Annotated in this window: 17 protein-coding genes and 1 pseudogene; 6 read left to right on the top strand and 12 right to left on the bottom strand. The window is 60.4% G+C overall.

All coding sequences use genetic code 11. The annotated features are described in order from the left end of the window. Positions 1 to 107: 107 nt before the first annotated feature. On the bottom strand, positions 108 to 833 hold the full coding sequence (locus FJ972_RS25310; protein WP_140498312.1) for a hypothetical protein: 726 nt from the start codon (positions 831 to 833) through the stop codon (positions 108 to 110). 189 nt (positions 834 to 1,022) lie between these two features. On the opposite strand from FJ972_RS25310, the gene FJ972_RS25315 reads away from it, so the two are divergent. Continuing rightward, positions 1,023 to 2,477 (top strand): caspase family protein, encoded by a 1,455-nt coding sequence (locus tag FJ972_RS25315; protein ID WP_140524762.1) that lies wholly within the window; start codon positions 1,023 to 1,025, stop codon positions 2,475 to 2,477. Between the two features lie 823 nt (positions 2,478 to 3,300). Then, positions 3,301 to 3,600: a DUF1236 domain-containing protein gene (locus FJ972_RS25320; RefSeq protein ID WP_140524763.1), complete on the top strand. Its 300-nt coding sequence runs from the start codon at positions 3,301 to 3,303 to the stop codon at positions 3,598 to 3,600. A gap of 167 nt (positions 3,601 to 3,767) precedes the next feature. Here FJ972_RS25320 and FJ972_RS25325 read toward each other — a convergent pair whose 3' ends face one another. The 8 genes from FJ972_RS25325 to FJ972_RS25360 all read right to left on the bottom strand — a co-directional run bounded on the left by FJ972_RS25325 (position 3,768) and on the right by FJ972_RS25360 (position 10,254). Beyond that, on the bottom strand, positions 3,768 to 4,133 hold the full coding sequence (locus FJ972_RS25325; RefSeq protein WP_140524764.1) for a hypothetical protein: 366 nt from the start codon (positions 4,131 to 4,133) through the stop codon (positions 3,768 to 3,770). 416 nt (positions 4,134 to 4,549) lie between these two features. Then, positions 4,550 to 4,993, bottom strand: a complete 444-nt coding sequence (locus tag FJ972_RS25330; RefSeq protein ID WP_224681797.1) for a transposase — start codon at positions 4,991 to 4,993, stop codon at positions 4,550 to 4,552. Positions 4,994 to 5,081: 88 nt separating this feature from the next. Beyond that, complete coding sequence (gene speB / locus FJ972_RS25335) at positions 5,082 to 6,026, bottom strand: agmatinase (RefSeq protein ID WP_140524765.1); 945 nt, start codon at positions 6,024 to 6,026, stop codon at positions 5,082 to 5,084. 61 nt (positions 6,027 to 6,087) lie between these two features. Further along, on the bottom strand, positions 6,088 to 7,098 hold the full coding sequence (locus FJ972_RS25340; protein WP_140524766.1) for an agmatinase family protein: 1,011 nt from the start codon (positions 7,096 to 7,098) through the stop codon (positions 6,088 to 6,090). Positions 7,099 to 7,138: 40 nt separating this feature from the next. Then, positions 7,139 to 7,957, bottom strand: a complete 819-nt coding sequence (locus FJ972_RS25345) for an amino acid ABC transporter ATP-binding protein (RefSeq protein WP_140498319.1) — start codon at positions 7,955 to 7,957, stop codon at positions 7,139 to 7,141. A 30-nt stretch (positions 7,958 to 7,987) separates the two neighbouring features. Beyond that, entirely contained in the window at positions 7,988 to 8,638 is a 651-nt protein-coding gene (locus tag FJ972_RS25350) for an amino acid ABC transporter permease (RefSeq protein ID WP_140498320.1), read from the bottom strand. 3 nt (positions 8,639 to 8,641) lie between these two features. After that, on the bottom strand, positions 8,642 to 9,289 hold the full coding sequence (locus FJ972_RS25355; protein WP_140524767.1) for an amino acid ABC transporter permease: 648 nt from the start codon (positions 9,287 to 9,289) through the stop codon (positions 8,642 to 8,644). A gap of 110 nt (positions 9,290 to 9,399) precedes the next feature. Then, positions 9,400 to 10,254 carry a transporter substrate-binding domain-containing protein gene (locus FJ972_RS25360; protein WP_140524768.1) on the bottom strand — a complete coding sequence of 285 codons (855 nt, stop codon included), beginning with the start codon at positions 10,252 to 10,254 and terminating at the stop codon, positions 9,400 to 9,402. Between the two features lie 346 nt (positions 10,255 to 10,600). On the opposite strand from FJ972_RS25360, the gene FJ972_RS25365 reads away from it, so the two are divergent. Beyond that, on the top strand, positions 10,601 to 11,512 hold the full coding sequence (locus FJ972_RS25365) for a LysR family transcriptional regulator (RefSeq protein ID WP_181167339.1): 912 nt from the start codon (positions 10,601 to 10,603) through the stop codon (positions 11,510 to 11,512). A 75-nt stretch (positions 11,513 to 11,587) separates the two neighbouring features. On the opposite strand, the gene FJ972_RS25370 is transcribed toward FJ972_RS25365, so the two are convergent. The 3 genes and pseudogenes from FJ972_RS25370 to FJ972_RS25380 all read right to left on the bottom strand — a co-directional run. Next, positions 11,588 to 12,220, bottom strand: a complete 633-nt coding sequence (locus FJ972_RS25370; RefSeq protein WP_140515081.1) for a DUF1989 domain-containing protein — start codon at positions 12,218 to 12,220, stop codon at positions 11,588 to 11,590. Positions 12,221 to 12,237: 17 nt separating this feature from the next. After that, the gene (gene speB, locus FJ972_RS25375) at positions 12,238 to 13,206 is read right to left on the bottom strand and encodes an agmatinase (RefSeq protein WP_140515080.1); all 969 of its coding nucleotides are present in this window, start codon (positions 13,204 to 13,206) and stop codon (positions 12,238 to 12,240) included. A gap of 258 nt (positions 13,207 to 13,464) precedes the next feature. Beyond that, positions 13,465 to 13,566: pseudogene (locus FJ972_RS25380) on the bottom strand (tyrosine-type recombinase/integrase); the annotation flags it as partial. Between the two features lie 136 nt (positions 13,567 to 13,702). Here FJ972_RS25380 and FJ972_RS25385 point away from each other — a divergent pair. The 3 genes from FJ972_RS25385 (at position 13,703) to FJ972_RS25395 (ending at position 17,472) form a co-directional block, all read left to right on the top strand. Next, positions 13,703 to 14,449 carry a FadR/GntR family transcriptional regulator gene (locus FJ972_RS25385; RefSeq protein WP_140498326.1) on the top strand — a complete coding sequence of 249 codons (747 nt, stop codon included), beginning with the start codon at positions 13,703 to 13,705 and terminating at the stop codon, positions 14,447 to 14,449. Positions 14,450 to 14,500: 51 nt separating this feature from the next. Beyond that, entirely contained in the window at positions 14,501 to 15,484 is a 984-nt protein-coding gene (locus tag FJ972_RS25390; protein ID WP_140498327.1) for a substrate-binding domain-containing protein, read from the top strand. An 80-nt stretch (positions 15,485 to 15,564) separates the two neighbouring features. Further along, complete coding sequence (locus tag FJ972_RS25395) at positions 15,565 to 17,472, top strand: sugar ABC transporter ATP-binding protein (protein ID WP_140515078.1); 1,908 nt, start codon at positions 15,565 to 15,567, stop codon at positions 17,470 to 17,472. Positions 17,473 to 17,479: the final 7 nt, after the last annotated feature.

Genomic DNA, 17,479 nt, shown 5'->3' on the forward strand with positions numbered 1-17,479 from the left:
TTTGGCGTTCGTTCTCAGGAGACTATAAGGCTATCTGTGGCGACAAGGACACTATCGTAAACTTAAATGAGCCTGTCAAAAGCAGTGGCCAAACTTCAAAGGCATCTTTAAAGATCAGAATAGGCCGCCGAAACAGTCAGATCTCCCGCATGTGCAATCTTGCGATGGTAGCTTGCCCATATTTCGCCACCACACTGCTCAACCCAGCGGTGACAGAACGAGAAATCGGTAGGGAGGTCCAGTTCCGGCGTCACAATCTTCGCAAATGGCGTCAGGAAATTCTCGAACTGAGCGGTGTACTTGCTCTTTCTGTAACGAGACCGGTCCACCGTCTCGGGTAACTTCTCGATTATGGCCGTCACGCAGTCGCGGGAGACCAGAAAGATGCCCGTGCCGCATGACGTTACCCGGACAAAGCCTTCTTGCTCTTGCCGAGGTTCGACGACGGTTCCGATGAACTCCAGGCTTTGCGCAAAGGCTTTGTCGAAGGGCAGTGTCGAGAGGGAATGGAGTTTGCGCAGATCGATCCGGCGCCGCGGATAAAGGGTGCCGACGACTTGCTTATCCAGCGCCAGCATCGCCGCGATAAGATCAGGTGAAAAGCCCATGTCACTGTCGATCATCAGAATGTGACTGCAATCCGGTTTATTGTAGTAGAAATTCGTGAGCAGATAGTTCCGCGAAAATGGAATATCCGTGTACTCGATTTCCGACAGCGTGAAGGCGTAGTTGGACAGGCTCTTATGAGTTAAGGCCGCGAACAGGCTGCGAACGAACACGCTTTTGTAGGCTGCTCCATAAACCGGCAGCGCAAGATTGATCTTGGTCGGCATCTTGTCCTCCACAGTCCAATGACTGATCGCATACAAATCCCTTTTCCCTATCTTTGACAGGATTCTTGGTATAAATTTTGGTGACCTTCGCCGGTATGGGGCAGGCGCTCAGGCTGATTGTGGTTGCGTCGTGGTGCGTTGGGAAGTTGCTGGACCAAGATTGAGGCAGGCCGGAGCGAGCGTGCTGACATGACCCACTGCAACGGACTTCTGTTTCGTGTCCCACTGTTTCTCATTTTCCTGCTTCTTGGCTCAGCTGGTGCTCGCGCCGCGGTCGAGCCGACCGCGGCGCCGCAGCCACGCAACCGGCTAGCGATCGTCATCGGGAATTCGAACTATCAAAGCAGCCGACTTGAGCATCTCCCCAATGCCGCAAATGATGCCGCAAAGCTCTCAGAGAGCTTGAAGCGGCTAAATTTTGAGGTCCTGACGGGCACCGATCTTTCGACCCAAGATTTTTCCAGAATCTTTCGAGAAGCTGATGCAAGGCTGCCTACCGTCAGCGCAGTTTTGATTATCTACGCCGGTCATGGCGTGCAGTTGAACGGCGAAAACTACCTGCTCCCGGTCGATACGCCCGATCCTGAAAGCCTGGAAAAACTCACCGCCACGGCCATCAAGCTGAATGATGTGATCGCGCGGTTCGCGCGCCGCGACCGCCAGACGTTCATATTCCTGGACGCGTGCCGCAACAATCCGCTCGGTGCCGGTGCCGGCAATGGTCTGGCGCAAGTTGAAGTCGGTGAAAACACGTTCGTTGCCTTTGCCACCCAGCCAGGCAATGTCACGGCCGATGGCGGCGGCGAAAACAGCCCGTTCACCATTGCGCTGCTGAAGAATCTCGAGATCCCCGGGCTCAGCATTTCGGATATGATGATCCGCGTCCGCAACGAAACCGAAGCGTTGACGGTTGGCCGTCAAGTGCCGTGGGATCAATCGAACCTGCGTGAGCAGTTCTATTTCACGGAGCAACAGGTACTCGATCCGGGACAGTTGAGCGCAAGCCTTTCACGCATCCTTACGGACCCCGCGGCAAAGAAGAGATTGCAAGTCGAGCTTGCCTCCAATGACCTGCAGACCGCCGTGCTAATCGTCGGACAGACGTTGCGGTCGCTCGAGATTCCGGCACCGTCCGCCAGTTCACCCGAGCCGGTTGGCACACAGGTCGCCAATCTGTCTCCGACCGAAAGGGTTGAGGACGCTCGCCAAAGCGTCGTCTCCGGTCTCGAAACGCTCATTGTCGGCGCATCCATGGGCGAGGCGGACAAAGACAAGACAGCCGATCTTGCGCGCAACGTTCAGACCGAACTTCGTCGCTTGGGTTGCTACCGGATGCAGATTGATGGAGATTGGGGCACGGGTTCAATCCGTGCTCTCACCGACTACTACAAGAATACCAAGCAAGTCGCGGCGACGACGGAGCCGAGCGTCGGACTGCTGGGCGATCTCTTTTTGCGCTCAGGCAGAATCTGCAAGCAGCCGGTCATCGTGAAGGCCAAGCCGGCTAAGATAGCGTCGGACGCCGCCCCTTCACGAAACGGCTCCGTACGGACGACTGCGAAACGCTCGCAGGCCGCCCCGAGACGTCCCGCGCCTCCCCCACCGGACATCAGTGGCGGCATAGGCATTGGTGGTGTGTTTTAGCGAGCCGGTCAGCAATGGGCCGCGCTCGAGTTCCAGATCAGGTGCTGCAGCCCAACAAGATGATCAAGCGTCACGGTAACGAGCGCCACGCTGGAATTCGAGGCGAAAAGCTGCGCGGATGATGAAACTGTCCGACCCCGGCCCCTGAGACGGGCGATCATATGCTGGCGTAATTATTCATTCATATTCGGTGGCTCAGTACAAGGTAGATAGCGGGGACTAACATCAACCAGCCCCCCATTCCCAACACTACCAAAATCGCCACGCGCTCGGTTCGCCTGACAAGGTCGGCAATGTTTTCCTCGTTCGTCAAAGAAACAGCGTCCAGTAGCGCAGGCGCATGATCATCGTTGTCATTTGCCGGTTGGTTTGCGTTGCCACTCTCATTGGTTCTCTGGATCGATGTCATTGTCTTTTGCTCACCAAACATACTGGAAATAGAGGGCCCGCCAGCCACCGAAGCGGCTTGCGGGCCCTATCAGCACAGGAAGGGACGTAGCTGTGCCGATCCACGACATGTCAGCCAAGGAATATGCCGATCACCAAAAATGTGACGGCTGCGGCGAAAGTTGGCGCGAGCAACCAACGCGCTTGGCCAATGCTTTTATCCATCTGCTTTCTCCTGATTTGGAGAAGCAACTAGCCTAGCCCTAAGCCGTTCCGCCTAGTCTCAAGAGATAAGACCATTGCGTTTTGTGATCGGCCTTTGGTCTGGTCAGGATTCCGACTGAAGCCTGATCGAGGAACGTTCGGCCTGCCGACGTGTTCAGTTGCCTGGCGCACAGAAGACTTGTGCTGTCGCCGGAACAACAGGAGAAAAACCATGAAGATCCCCCTTACCAGCACCGCTGCCGCGCTATTGCTTTTGGCCGGCGTCGGCGCAGTTGCGGCACAGGATGTTGTCATCACACCGGAACAGGACACCGTCGTGCGCAAATACGTGAAGAAGCAACCGCTGGCTTCCGTGAACCTTCTCGGACTTGAGCTGAATGTCGGCACGGCTCTGCCGGACACGGTCGAGCTCCATGAGGTCCCCAATGTCAAATACCGGTATGTGGTGATCGACAACCGCACGGTTTTGGTGGACCCGGGCACCCGCAAGATCGTCAAAGTCTACGACTGAGACCTAGAACGAACCCGACCTCCGCCATAGCTGGCGGCGGGTTGGGTATGTCAAATCGCCATTCGGACAGTTGAGATAAACTCCTGAAGTCGAGACGTCGCAACCCCCTCGTGGCGCGCCTGGTGGATCTCTAGAACACGCGCTCAACTCGACTTGGCACAAGGTACTTACTTCCTGGTGATCCAATCCAGCAAGCCAACTTCGACCTGATCGCACCCGGCGTATTCGAGTACCAGGGTCTTAGCCAGATCGCGCCATCGACATTTGGGCGCGTATGTTCCCAACACCAAATCTTTGAACACTGCCCGGAGAACATCGGCATCGAACGCTGAGATAGCGAAGGGAACCGGGTCTGCATCCTCCCAAGCTCGGGAGGTGTCATCGCCATGGCTTTGGCGCAGGCGTTTCAGAAGCTCGCGTGATGTCGCGAGCACGCGTCGGGAGTGATCAATATCGCGCGGAAATGCGGCGCGACGTGGCAGGAAGGTGGCTTCAATAGCCGCCCGCGCAATGTCCGTATGGGTATCGAGCATCGCTGCCTCCCTTAAGCAGTTATCGGGGCTGCACCTTCTTAGGTGCTGAGCTGCGAATCTCAGTCATCAGCCCTTGCTCTCGGAGCCGAGCTGTCTTCGCATCCCGTGCCGCCCGCTCGACCTCGATCGACTCGCGCGCAACATCCGAGGTGCGCTCTTTTCTCTCGTGCCTTTTTTGTCGGTGAACCGTTGCCTTCTCCGCATCGTCGCCCCGATCTGACGGTCCCGCGGTGTTGTCGCACAGAACGATTGTGGCCAGATGCGGGCGACCTGGGAGGTGTTTCACCTGCCGAGCCAGCAGCCGCTGCCGCTCGGGCTGCGACTGTTTTGCGAACCGTCTAAAAGGTTGGACATCATGGCCAAGCCAATCATCCACTTTGAAATAATAGGGCGTGATCCTGCGAACCTGCGCCGCTTTACGCGGAACTCTTCGGATGGGAATTCGAGATCGGCGGATCGGTCTCGCCGCTTGTTCCCGACGCAACTATGGCTTCCTTGCCCCGCCTCCGGGGCTCAATCGGTAGCAGGGGCGTTGGAGGCGGGAGAAATTTTGATCCGGATGTAGTCCCGCTTCTCGGACGTGGTGCGCTTTTCAGAGCCCCCTTTAGAAACTCAATTTCCAAGGCTTGCCGGCCTACCAGCCGCTCCAGCGCTGCGATCCGCGCCTCATAGGTCTGCATCGTGTCGGCCGCCGCCACGTCTTCGTCGAAGGAGCCGGCCTCGTATTTCTGAACCCAGATGCGGATCAGGTTACGCGGCAGTTCGTGCCGCTTGGCGAGACCATGCAGCGTCTCGCCGGACAGGAACTCCTGCACTACCTGACGTTTGAACTCGATGCTGTGCGTGCGATAAGCCACCATGGGCTTCCATCCTTCGAAAGCCCGGCTTCCAAGTCAATTCTGCTTGTTCATCCTGTCCGGTCCGAGGGGCGCACTCCACACATGGGTCTCATTTAGCCGGTATTTGCATCGTCATGACGCAGAGAAGCTCGAACAGGAGGGTGGCACCGGTTAGCGCGGTGACGCCCGAAGGATCGAGCGGCGGCGAGACTTCGACCAGATCGGCGCCGATGATGTCGACGCCGGCCAGCGCTCGGATCATCTTCTGGGCCTCGCGCGTCGTTATGCCGCCGATCTCCGGGGTGCCGGTGCCGGGGGCAAAAGACGGATCGAGCGCGTCGATGTCGAACGAGACGTAGGTCGGCGCGTCGCCGACGATCGAGCGCGCCTCGGCCATCACCGTGCCCACGCCGCGCTCCATGAATTCCTCGATGAAGATGATCCGGATGCCGGCCTCGCGGGCGAAATCGTAGTTTTCCACATCGGAGATCGCTCCTCGGATGCCGATCTGGACCATGCGCTTGGGATCGAGCAGGCCTTCCTCGACGGCACGGCGGAACGGGGTGCCGTGATTATAGCGGTTGCCGAAGAACTCGTCATAGGTATCGGAATGGGCATCGAAGTGAATGAGGCCGGCCGGTTCCTTGGCGATGCCGCGCAGGATGGGCAGCGTGATCAGATGATCGCCGCCGACGACTAGAGACCGGGCGCCGGAGTGGTGGACGTTTTCGAAGAAGGCGCTGATCGTGTCCAGCGAGCCGGGCAGGTCGAGCGGGTTTACAATCACGTCGCCGCAGTCGCCGGCACGCACCTGTTCGAAAGGCGAGACGCCCGTCACATGGTGGACGCGCCGCACCAGGCTGGATTGGTTGCGGATTTCGCGCGGTCCATGGCGCGCGCCCGGCCGGTTGGTGGTGCCGCCGTCGAAGGGGACGCCGATCAGCGCGATGTCGACCTGCTCGGGGGTAGCCATGGGCAGGCGCATGAAGGTTGAAGGGCCGGCAAAACGCGGAACGCTGCCGGAATCGAGTGGCTGGAAATTTGTAATGCTCATGGTCTTGTGTCCTGTTGGCGCATCGGGTCGCTTGACCGCGAGGCGCACTCCGAAGGTGGTGCTATTTCTGTTGGAAGTCGGACCTGTGGGCGTCGCGCCAGGCGTTCTGCTTGCCGGCGCGCTTGGCCGCGAGGCAGAACAGGGCCTCGGCCAGCAGCCGGCCGGCCAGGATGCTGGTGGTGCCGCTGGAAGCATCGAAATCCGGCGATACCTCCACGAGGTCGAACCCAGCAAAGCCGTCGCGGGCCACTATCCTTACGCCGCGAATGATCTCGCGCGAGGTAAGGCCGCCTGGTTCGGGGCTGTTGGTTGCCGGGGCAAAGGCTGGATCGACGCCGTCGATGTCGAGGCTGATATAGAGGCGCGCGCCGTCGGCACTGGCGATGGCGCGTGCGCGTTCGGCAACCGTTTCGATGCCGAGGCGCTCGACTTCCTCCATGGAAAACACGGTGATGCCGAGCTTGCGGTAAAGCGGGGTCCATTCGAGCAGGTTGCGGGGGCCGCGCGCGCCGATGACAACGATGCGGCGAGGGGCCACCTTGTCGAGTTCGGCAATGCGCAGCAGGGGCGAGGCGCGGGTGAGGCGGTCGCCGCCGAAGGATTCGCTGAGATCGAGATGGGTGTCGAAGACGATGAGCCCGACCGGGGTGTCGCCGGCATCGGAGACCGCGCGTACCGCCGGATAGCTGATGCCGTGATCGCCGCCGATGGTCAGCGGCACCGCCCCGTTGACCAGCACCGCGGCAAGCCGCGCTTCGAGGCGGGCGTAGCTGGCGGCATTGTCGCCCGGCACTACATCGATGTCGCCGGCATCGGCGACGGTGATATGGGCCAGCATGTCGAGGTCCCAGTCGAAGCTGTAGCTGCCGTAAAGAAGCGAGTATTTGCGGATTTCCTGCGGGGCGCGGCGGGTCGCGCCGCCGCGAAAGGTGGCGATGCCGTCATAGGGCATGCCCACCACCACAGCGTCGGCGGAAAGACCTGCCAGATCGCGCACATAGGGAAATGCCATGAAGGGTGGCACGTCGCCATACATGCGGGAAACACCTGCCGGGCTCAAACCTTCGCTCATGGTACGGTCCTCCGTCTTGTCGTGTCGATTGTGCCGCTGCCTACTGGCCGGCGGTGGGCTCGCTCTGGAACAGCATGTTGCGCTGTCTCCAAGTGTCGAGGAATTCACGCAAGCGCGGGCTTTGCGGATCGTTGAAGAGTTTGGCGGGCGGGCCCTGCTCGATCACCTTGCCGCGGTCCATGAAGACGACACGGTCGGCGACCTGGGCGGCAAAGCCCATCTCGTGCGTCACCACCACCATGGTGATGCCCTCGACGGCCAGTTGCTTCATGGTGTCGAGAACCTCGCCGACGAGCTGGGGATCGAGTGCGGAGGTCGGTTCGTCGAACAGGATCACATGCGGCTCCATCGCGACCGCCCGGGCGATGCCGACGCGCTGCTGCTGGCCGCCGGAAAGCTGCGAGGGGTAGCGCTCGGCGAAATCCGCGAGGCCGACCTTGGCCAGCGCACGGCGCCCGCTTTCCTTCGCCTTGGCCGCGGGAGCGCGCTTGGAAAGACGCAATCCCAGCGTCACGTTATCCAGCACTGTCATATGCGGCCATAGGTTGAAGTGCTGGAACACCATGCCGACGTTGCGGCGCACGGAATCGATGTTCTGGTCGCTTTCTCGTACCAGTCCTTCGGCACCGCGCTTGTAGCCGAGCAACCGGCCCTCGATCTCGATCTCGCCGCTCGTATATTCCTCGAGGAAGCTCGCGCAACGCAGCAACGTGCTCTTGCCCGACCCCGACGGTCCGATGATGCAGACGACCTCGGAGAGGTTGATGTCGAGCGAGATCCCGGACAGGGCCGCGAATGTGCCGAAATCCTTGGTCAGATTCCGGATCTTGATGACGGGCTCGGTGGTTTCAGTGGCCATCGTTTATTCCCAAATTGGTGGTTGAGCGGCCTAGAACCGCACCCGGCGCTCAACATATTTGCCGAGCTGCGCGACTGCCTCGACCAGCAGCCAGTACAGTAGGGCGGCGGCGAGATAAGGTTCGATGACCGCGTAGGTCTCGTTGACGAATTGCGTCGTGTTCTTGGTCAGCTCGGCAACGGTGATGATGGACAGCACCGCGGATTCCTTGATGAGGATGATGATCTGGTTGACCATCGGTGGCGTGATCATGACCAGCATCTGCGGCAGCTTGATATGGCGGATGATCTGCGTGCCTGAGAGCCCGGCCATGCGCGCCGCCTCGATCTGGCCTTTGGAGATCGACTGGAAACCGGAGCGGAAGATTTCGGCGAAATAGGCGGCACCATAGAAGCCGAGGCCGAAAACACCCACCGCTTCGGCACTCAGCCGGAGGCCTATGCTCGGGCCGCCATAATAGAGCACGAACAGCAGGATCAGGATCGGCAGGCCGCGCATGATCTCGATATAGGCACGAACGGCCCAGCGCAGTGGCGTGAACGGCGTGCTCTCGAGGCAGGCGAGCAACAGGCCGATCGCCAGTCCGAGGGCTGTGGCAAGTGCGCAGATCCAGGCCGTCGTCGCCAGGCCGGCCAGCATCAGCGGTCCGTATTGCACCCATAGGTCGAAGAATTGCGCCATGGCTCAGGCCCTCTGCGCCAGCCGTTGCTCGGCCATGCGGCCGATCAGCGACAGAAGGAAATTGATGACGATATAGATGACGGCGGCGGTGATGTAGATTTCGAACGGGCGATAGGTGGTCGCGACGATCTGCTGGCTTACCCGCATCAGTTCCGTCACCGCGATGACGGAGACCAGCGATGAGTTTTTCAGGATGCTGATGGTCTCATTGACCAGCGACGGGATGACGAGGCGCAATATCTGGGGCACGAGTATATGCTGGCGCCCCGCCCATTTGCGTATGCCTACCATGCGCGCCGCCTCCAGTTGCCCTGGTGGAATGGCCAAAAGTCCGCCGCGAAATATCTCGGCCTGGAAGGCGATCGTGTTCAGGGTCAGCGCGAGGATGGCCGCGAGGATGGGCGCTACATTGATGCCGATGAGCGGCAGCAGATAATAGATAATCAGCAACTGCACGAGGATGGGCGTGCCGCGCCACACGCTTTGATAGATGCGCGAAAAGCAGCGCAGCCACGTCTTCTTCGAGGTGAGGCCGAAGCACAGGACGAGGCCGAGCGGCATGCCGAGGATGATGGCGACGCCCGACACCAGGATGGTCATGCCCGCGCCCCAGAGCATGATGGGCAGGTTGTTCTGGATGAGGGCGAACATTGCCAAGTCGTCAGACCTTATGGACTTGAGGCCAGGCTTGCAGCCTGTGCGTTGTTAGGCAGGCGAGGCTGGAAAGCCTCACCTTTATCCGGGCGTTGGATGCCGACTCGTCAGCTCTTGGGTTCGGGCAGAGCGTCCGTCGGCAGTTTCATGGTGAAGCCGAACCACTTTTCCTGAAGTTTGGCCATGGTTCCATCGGCGGCGAGCTTGCGGAACTGGTCATCGATGAAGTCGGCAAGCGCCTTGCTGTCGTCGTCCTTGCGGAAGGCCCAGCTGAAATAGGTCGGGTCCCCGAACGTTGTGCGGATGGTTTCGAAGACGTCGCCGCGCTGCGTCTGCAGGTAGAGCAGATTGGGCAGGGAATTCACGACGGCATCCGTGCGCCCGGCAGCGAGATCGGCATAGGCTTCATTGAAGTCGACATAGGTCTGGATGTTGGCGATCGGCGCCAGGCCTTTTGCCTTTAAATTCTCGGAAAAAGCCTCGGTGCCCTTGAGCTGTGCCGAGCCGGCCTGCGTGCCGACATTTTTGCCGCTCAGGTCTTCGGGCGTGTTCAAGGCGGCGTCGCCTTTGCGCTTGACGTAGGAGAACGACGCGTCGGCGATTGGCAGAGACAGCCTGTAGGTATCGTAGCGCTGTTTGTTAACGGTGACGGAGGTTATGATGGCATCGAACTTCTCCGTCTGCAAACCGGGCAGCAAGCCCTGGAACGGCAGGTCGAGCCGGTTCACCTTCACGTCCGGCAGCGCCTTCATGACTTCTTCGAAGAGGTCAACTCCGTAGCCTACGATCTTGCCGTTTTCGACATATTCGAACGGCGGGTAGCGGGCCTCGGACGCGATGGTGATTTCCCCCTTTGCCTTGATCCGATCCAGAAGATCGGAGGCGGTGGCAATGCTCGCCACGGCGAGCGAGAGCGACGCGGCCAACAGCGTCGAAGTGCACAGTTTCAAAGCGGATCGCATAACTTCCTCCAGTTTCGTATGTTCCCGTTTATTATGGATTATTTGGAGTCCGAGGCTTCTGTACGCGCTCAGGAATCTCGCATGCGTGACGAGCCTTAAACCTCCAGGTCGTCAGCCGGCTGCAATGCCGGCCCGATTGTTTGCTTCCCCAGTGGCATGACGGCACGGCACCATCTGGTAGGGCAGCATGGCAGGATTGAATCTTTGATAAACATGGAAGGAATAGACTATACATCGAAGTTGACGATGTAAGGCTGATACCCAACACCGTCTGAGAGGCTCAAGGAGGAGTGTCAGAATGCGTCTGTCGGTTGCCGACATTCGTGCGCTCAGGGTTTTCCGCTCGGTGGTCGAGCATGGCGGATTTACCGGAGCACAGCTTGCTTTGGCGATGAGCCAATCGACGATCAGTTTCCAAATCAACGCGTTGGAGGAACGGCTGGGGTTTTCGCTATGCCAACGCGGCAGGCGCGGCTTCGAACTGACCGATAGAGGCACCGCGGTCTATGAATATTCCCATTCGCTGACTTCAGCGCTGTCGGCGTTCGAGATGCAACTGGGCGAACTGCGCTCCAAGGCGACGGGTGTGCTGCGCGTCGGGATCGTCGATGCCACCGTTACCGATTCAGCCCTGGGCCTCGATGACGTCATTCATCAGTTTATCAAGAAAGCCAGCGAAGTCGATCTGCGCATCACCATCGGCTCGCCTGAACAGCTTATCGCGGAAACCGCCAAGGGCGGGATCGACTTCGCGATCTCCCCCCGCATCAAATTGCTGCCCGGCTATTCGCAGACCGAGTTCCATTATGAAATCAACTCGCTCTACTGCAGCGAGCGCCACCCGCTGTTTTCCCGCAAGCTGGTGACAAAGGCTGATGTGGAAGCATCGCAGATGGTGGTGCGCCCTTATGCCAACAAGTCGGAATTGCAGCATTTCCCCAACGCGCATGTCGGCGCCTATGCTTCGAATATCGAGGCGCAGGCAATGTATATCCTGAGCGGCCACTTCGTCGGCTATCTGCCGGATCACATGACCGTCACGTTTAGACAGAACAACCGGCTTAAGGCGCTGCTTATTCCCGAGGCGCAGATCCGCTCGCCCTTCGTCATCATCGCGCCAAAGCACAAGAAAGCGTCGCTGTCGCAGAGGATTTTTTTTCAGGAACTGCGCAAAAGGGTGGGGAGTGCCGAAAAATCGGCCGGAAAAGGGCAAGCCGCCGACGCAAAAAACAAGATGCCCAAGGTACGCGGCATGTAAAAACTCCTTTATGCATTGATCCCGAAAAGCGGGAGCCGCTTTTCGGGATCAATGGTCTGGATGCTGGGCTGCGCTTTAAAGGCGCGGCGCCTTGGCGTCGATCCGATAATGCGCTTCGGTTGGAACGCAGCCTTGACCGTTTACCGGAATGAGGTCCTGGGGGCAGGCTGAGAACGCGACGATCAAATCCATTTCCGCGCACATCGACACATAGGAGCCCGGTCCCGCCACCGGTGCCTCGAAGGTGACCGAACCGTCTTCGCCGACGGGAATGTTCATGAACAGGTTGAGCGGCGAAGGGGTTTCGGGTGGCGTCAGCCCGACCGCGCCGAGGGCCGTCGCCAGATTGTCGGTGCAGTTGTCATGGTGCCCGACATGGCCCAACTGCTGGTAGCGATAGCGGTCGCAGGCGGCGATCAGCGTATCGTGCACGCCACCCGACGTGTCCTGTATCAGGGTCAGCATCGGACGCCGCCTGTTGCTGCACAGCGTGTCGCCGTTCTTCGGGTTCACCTTGAGCATGGCTCCACGACTGTGCTCCATCGACATGAATTCCGCGATATCGTCGGCGCAGAAGGCCCAGGTGTCCACCACCTGGGTGCCGTGGGTGTTGATGACGGTGATCACCTGGCCTTGGGCAACGCGCGTCGCCACGCCCTGGCGGGCAGGAATGACGTGAACCTGACCGTTACTTGCGTTTGTTGGCATCGTTGAATTCCTTTCGTTCAGCGTCCGCGCGCTTCGTGTTCGACGAAGATATAGCCGAGAAAGTTCAGGAGTACCTGTGCTGCGAGAAAGCCGGTGATGCCCGAAGGGTCGTAGGCCGGGGCCACCTCGACGAGGTCGATGCCGACGACGTCGCCGCGCTTCACAAGGCCCCGGAGCATTTCCATTACTTCATAATACAGGAAGCCGCCATGGCTAGGCGTGCCAGTGCCCGGCGCAATCGACGGATCGAAACCGTCGATGTCGATCGTCACATAGTAGCGTACGCCTTCCGGAATGGTCGCCAGAACACCTTCGACCCCGAGCTTGCGCGCCTGGCGGACGGAAAGGATCGTCGAGCCGCGTTGGCGCGCATCCTCGTAACCGTCGCGGGCGGTCGAGGAGACGTTGCGGATGCCGATCTGGCTGAGGCCGCTAACATGCGACTGTTCGGCCGCGCGGCGCATCGGATTGCCGTGTCCTTCGCGCACGCCATGACGCACGTCGACAAAGTCGAGATGCGCATCGATCTGCACGATGTGAATGGGGCCATGTTCGCTGAACGCCCTGACGCAGGGAATGTTGATGGCATGGTCGCCGCCCAGAACGACGGGCAGCGCTCCGCGTTCAAGAATCTTGCGGACCGCCATTTCCGTATTCGCGTGGCTGGCCACGGTATCGGTATGCACGATATCTGCGTCGCCTATATCGACGATCCGCACCTTGTCGAGCGGCAGATAGATCTGGTCGTCCTCATGGTCGTAAGCGCCGGCATGACCGAAGGAAAACAGCGTCGAGGCCTCGCGGATGGCGCGGGGGCCGAAACGTGCACCGGAGCGGTACTGGGTCCCCATGTCGAAGGGCACACCCAGCACGGCGACATCCGCGTCGATCTTGTCCCAATCAAGGCAGATCGGCCGTTTACCGAAGGTGCTAAGCCCAACGAAGGGGAGATCGAGCCGCCCACCCTCATACCCGTGTCCAGACATCGAGACTCTCCCTTTCGGATAACCCTCACGCCATCCGGCAGCGACCTTCGATATGAGCCGAAGCGCTTAAGCTGGAGTGAAGCACGACAGGCCTGCGGTCTGTCTGCCTCGTGGCTAGCATGGTCCCGCCACTCCTATCCATCACGAGTATCGGGCGTTCATATCGATTTATCCGGAAATTGGCCGTATTAGGGTTAGAACAAGAGCAGCCCGAAATCGATGGAAGGAAGACTCCCGCTCCGCCGGTGAGCGCTGTCGTTCGAGCTTGCTGTGCCCGAGCAGCACCTGGATGACGCTGATGTCGACATCCTGCTCAAGCAGGTGAGTGGCGAAGCTGTGCCGGAGAGTATGCGGGCTGAGAACGTTCTCACCGCTCCCAAAGCAATATCTCTTGTCAGCCGAGATTTGACGGCCGCGTCTCGCTATTGACGCACAGCTGAAGCAGGCCTACTGGTACATATACCGGACCACTAGACCTCTTCGGATGTAAGGACGGATGGACCTACGAGCGATTCTGACCGACGACGGGAGTGCGCTTGGCGGCGTGCCGAAGCATTCGATGAAGGACTTCGTCGTCCAGAAGATCGCGACATTCATTGCGACCGGCATTCTTGACGTGGGGGACCCGTTGCCAAGCGAGCGTGAACTTGCGGGCGCTTTGTCGGTAAGCCGCGAGACGGTGCGCGGTGCGATCCTAATCCTTTCCACAAAGGGCATCCTTTCCGTCGCCCAAGGCACGCGGACAGTGGTGGCCTCGACGGAAGTCGGGGAACTCGCGGTCCAATCGGCCCGCTATCGCGACATTTCCAGATACAGTCTTGACGACGTGCATGAGGCGCGGTTGCTGATCGAAGATCAGGTGGCGCGGGCCGCGGCTGTCCGGGTTGAAGCCGCGACGCTCGAGACCCTGCAAAAATCGATCGAGGCGCAGGAAGCGGCGATCGACGATCCCGTTCGCTTCCTCATTTGCGATCGCGAATTTCACACGGCCATCTATCGGGCGGGCGGCAATGCCGCGCTGGCGGATATCGCCGCCGATCTCTATTCCTACCTTCTCGACCATCGGCGGCGAGCAGTCGCCCAGCCTTCAAGCATCGCAACGAGCATCGCCGATCACCGTGCCATTCTTGCGGGACTTGAGGCGCGCGATTCCGAGGCGGCCGCAAGGGCCTTCGCGGTCCACGAAACACGCATCTACACCACGACCAAGCAGCTTTTAACGCAATCCGCTCGAAAGGGATAAGAATAGGGGCGGATTGCCGGGCAACCATGCAGCACAACAGGAGGAGTTCCCATGCTGACAAGACGCCTTTTTGCCACCGCAGCCCTCGCGGGCGTTGTCGCGCTGACCGGCATTGCCGGGACGGCGACCGCCGCTCTCGCCGAATCCAAGGAGTTGGTCTATCTGACTCCAGGCCTTGATCTTGCCTTCTGGCGATACCTCTCCAAGGGCATCGAGAATGTCGCAACCAAGGGAGGCTACACCTATCAGGCGCTGGATTCGGGCAACAATGCCCAGACCCAGCTTAAAAATGCCAAGGACGCGATCGCCCGCGGCGTCGCCGGGATCATCATCTCTCCGACAGACAGTTCAACCGCGCCGGCCGTGCTCGATCTCGCCAAGCAGGCAAACATTCCCGTGGTCATCGCCGACATCGGCACGGACAGCGGCGACTATGTGTCCTTCATCATCTCTGACAATTATCAGGGCGCGAACGGCGTCGGCAAAGCGCTGGCCGAGGCAATGAAGGCCGCCGGCAAGCAGGACGGCAGCGTGGGCATTGTCGGCATCAGCCAGGCCCGCCTCAACGGCCAGGCCCGCACCAAGGGCTTCAAGGACGCGATGACAGAGGCTGGCATCACCAAGGAAGCCGGGCTGCAGCAGATGCAGACCTACACCGCGGACGAAACCTTCAAGTTCACGCAGGATATGACGACCGCGAATCCGGACATGAAGGGCCTCTTCGTCCAGACCGACGGCCCGACGCTGGGCGCCTTGCAGGCAATCAAGGCGGCCCGCCTCACCGGCGACGTGCTGGTCGCCGGTTTCGACGGCGTGCCGGAATTCGTGCCGTTGCTGCAGTCGGGCGAACTGGTCGTTTCGGGCATGCAGCAGCCGTATCTGATGGGCCAGGAATCGGGACGCGCGATGGTCGACCATCTCGGCGGCAAGACTCCCGAAAAGAAAATCCTCGTGCCGATCAAGATCGTGACCAGCAAGAACATCGAGCAGGAGCTTCCAACCATCAAGGAAACGGTCTTCGCCAACGAGATGTAATCGGGGCCTGGCCGACATAGGCCGTCCGGGGGCAACCTCCCCCGGACGCTTTATTCGTACCACTTGGAGTGTGTCCTCGGATGGTAGACAGCAGCAAGATTCCCGAGCCGCTTCTCGTGGCTCGTGGCGTCACCCGCCTGTTTGGGAACGCCTACGCGCTCAGCAACGCGTCGATAGCGCTCTGCCGGTACGAGATCTGCGGATTGCTGGGCGCGAACGGCGCGGGAAAATCGACGCTGTCACGGATCGTTTGCGGACACCTGCCGCCTTCGTCGGGCGAGATACTCTTCAAGGGTGCTCCCTTGACCGTCGGATCCGCGCGCGACGCGCTGCGTTCCGGCATTGCCCTCGTGGCACAGGAAACCAGCCTGGCGCCCGACATGAGCGTGCTGGAGAATATCTTCCTGCCCAGCTACGCGATGCCGGGCCGTCTGTCTTTCAGCCAGTTGCGACACAGGGCGCAGACCATCCTGTCGGAACTTGGCCACGACCACGTACTGCCACTCGACATCGAGGTGCGCCGGCTCTCGGCAGCGCAACGCCAACTCGTCGAAATAGCCAAGGCGCTGGCCCTCAACGCCGATCTTGTCATCTTCGACGAGCCGACGGCCTCCCTCTCGCCGATCGAGGTTGACCGGCTGTTCGAGATCATGGGGCGGCTGAAAAACAGCGGGAAGGCACTCGCCTTCGTGTCGCATCGGCTCGAGGAGGTCTTCGCAGTCACCGATCGCGTCACAATCCTGCGCGAGGGCAAGACCGTGGCCGAAAGCGTGCCCACGGCGGGGCTCACGCAGGCCGACGTCATCCGCCACATGGTGGGACGCGACATCGGAAATGTGTATCGAAAGGCCGTCTCGCGAGTGACCACTAACGAGCAGCCGGTGGCTCTGGAGGTAATTGGGCTCAAAGCCCCGCCTTTCGTGCGTGACGTCTCGTTCACGGTGCGCAGGGGTGAAATTCTCGGCCTCGGCGGGCTTGTCGGAGCTGGACGCTCGGAGAGCGCCGAAGCGATATTCGGACTGCGCCACCGCAGCCGCGGGCGCGTCCTTGTCGGCGGCAAGGAGATTGCCCCCAACAGCCCTATCGCGGCAATCCGCGCCGGTCTCGGAATGGTCGCCGAGGACCGGCGGGCCCAGAACATCGTGCCCGACATGACGGTCGGCGAAAATCTCTTCCTCGCCCAGATGGGCAAGCACAGGGGTTTCGGGCGAGGCCATTCGGCGCGCCGCAAGCAGGCCAGCGAGCTGATTTCGCGTCTCGACCTTCCGACCGACCGCATGGATGCAAACCTTCTGCACTTCTCCGGCGGCATGCAGCAGAAGATCATTATCGCGCGCTGGCTGCTGATCGAGCCCGAAGTGCTCATCCTCGACGAGCCTACGAAAGGCGTCGACATAGGGACACGCCAGGCAATCTACGAACTGCTGCGCGAGGTGGCCGAAAGGGGGATAGCCGTAGTCGTGATCTCCTCAGATTTCCAGGAATTACTGGGGATCTGCGAGCGGGTCGTCGTGGTGAGTGACGGCTATACCATCGCCGACCTGCCCGCCTCGCGACTGAGCGAAGAGAGCCTGACGCTGCTCGCCGCGCCCCGAAGCTCAGCCGAGCGCAACACGGCATTCCTGCGCGATCTTGTCGCCGGCCATGGCGGCACGGCATTTTGGGGATTGATCGACGACGACCGGTTCGTCTGCCTCGCCCTCGCCGAGGGTACGCCGGGTGCAACGATGGGACTCGCGGCCGGGCATGTCTATCTTGCGCAGGAGACGGCAATCCCCCTCGCGCTTGGAAGGCGTCAACCCGGCATCGTGACCGAGAATGACGGCCGCTCTACCTTGCTTGCACCACTGTCCAATCGCCGAGGGCACGATCTGGGATGGATCGGGCTCAGCCTGCCGGCCGGCTCCAGGCTGCCGGACGCCGGGGCCCTGTCGGCCCGGATCGCCGGCCTGTTCGATACACCTCAAGACGAAAAGATCGACGCATGAACGCGCC

This window comes from Mesorhizobium sp. B2-1-1 (assembly GCF_006442975.2).
Lineage (GTDB): Bacteria > Pseudomonadota > Alphaproteobacteria > Rhizobiales > Rhizobiaceae > Mesorhizobium.

What these genes read in the sequence shown, in the direction of transcription:
- FJ972_RS25370 (WP_140515081.1), bottom strand. Translation starts at nt 12,220, where the DNA reads ATGCCAACAAACGCAAGTAACGGTCAGGTTCACGTCATTCCTGCCCGC.
- FJ972_RS25360 (WP_140524768.1), bottom strand. Translation starts at nt 10,254, where the DNA reads ATGCGATCCGCTTTGAAACTGTGCACTTCGACGCTGTTGGCCGCGTCG.
- FJ972_RS25315 (WP_140524762.1), top strand. Translation starts at nt 1,023, where the DNA reads ATGACCCACTGCAACGGACTTCTGTTTCGTGTCCCACTGTTTCTCATT.
- FJ972_RS25320 (WP_140524763.1), top strand. Translation starts at nt 3,301, where the DNA reads ATGAAGATCCCCCTTACCAGCACCGCTGCCGCGCTATTGCTTTTGGCC.
- speB (WP_140515080.1), bottom strand. Translation starts at nt 13,206, where the DNA reads ATGTCTGGACACGGGTATGAGGGTGGGCGGCTCGATCTCCCCTTCGTT.
- FJ972_RS25340 (WP_140524766.1), bottom strand. Translation starts at nt 7,098, where the DNA reads ATGAGCGAAGGTTTGAGCCCGGCAGGTGTTTCCCGCATGTATGGCGAC.
- FJ972_RS25390 (WP_140498327.1), top strand. Translation starts at nt 14,501, where the DNA reads ATGCTGACAAGACGCCTTTTTGCCACCGCAGCCCTCGCGGGCGTTGTC.
- FJ972_RS25325 (WP_140524764.1), bottom strand. Translation starts at nt 4,133, where the DNA reads ATGCTCGATACCCATACGGACATTGCGCGGGCGGCTATTGAAGCCACC.
- speB (WP_140524765.1), bottom strand. Translation starts at nt 6,026, where the DNA reads ATGAGCATTACAAATTTCCAGCCACTCGATTCCGGCAGCGTTCCGCGT.
- FJ972_RS25345 (WP_140498319.1), bottom strand. Translation starts at nt 7,957, where the DNA reads ATGGCCACTGAAACCACCGAGCCCGTCATCAAGATCCGGAATCTGACC.
- FJ972_RS25385 (WP_140498326.1), top strand. Translation starts at nt 13,703, where the DNA reads ATGGACCTACGAGCGATTCTGACCGACGACGGGAGTGCGCTTGGCGGC.
- FJ972_RS25395 (WP_140515078.1), top strand. Translation starts at nt 15,565, where the DNA reads ATGGTAGACAGCAGCAAGATTCCCGAGCCGCTTCTCGTGGCTCGTGGC.
- FJ972_RS25355 (WP_140524767.1), bottom strand. Translation starts at nt 9,289, where the DNA reads ATGTTCGCCCTCATCCAGAACAACCTGCCCATCATGCTCTGGGGCGCG.
- FJ972_RS25310 (WP_140498312.1), bottom strand. Translation starts at nt 833, where the DNA reads ATGCCGACCAAGATCAATCTTGCGCTGCCGGTTTATGGAGCAGCCTAC.
- FJ972_RS25350 (WP_140498320.1), bottom strand. Translation starts at nt 8,638, where the DNA reads ATGGCGCAATTCTTCGACCTATGGGTGCAATACGGACCGCTGATGCTG.
- FJ972_RS25330 (WP_224681797.1), bottom strand. Translation starts at nt 4,993, where the DNA reads ATGGTGGCTTATCGCACGCACAGCATCGAGTTCAAACGTCAGGTAGTG.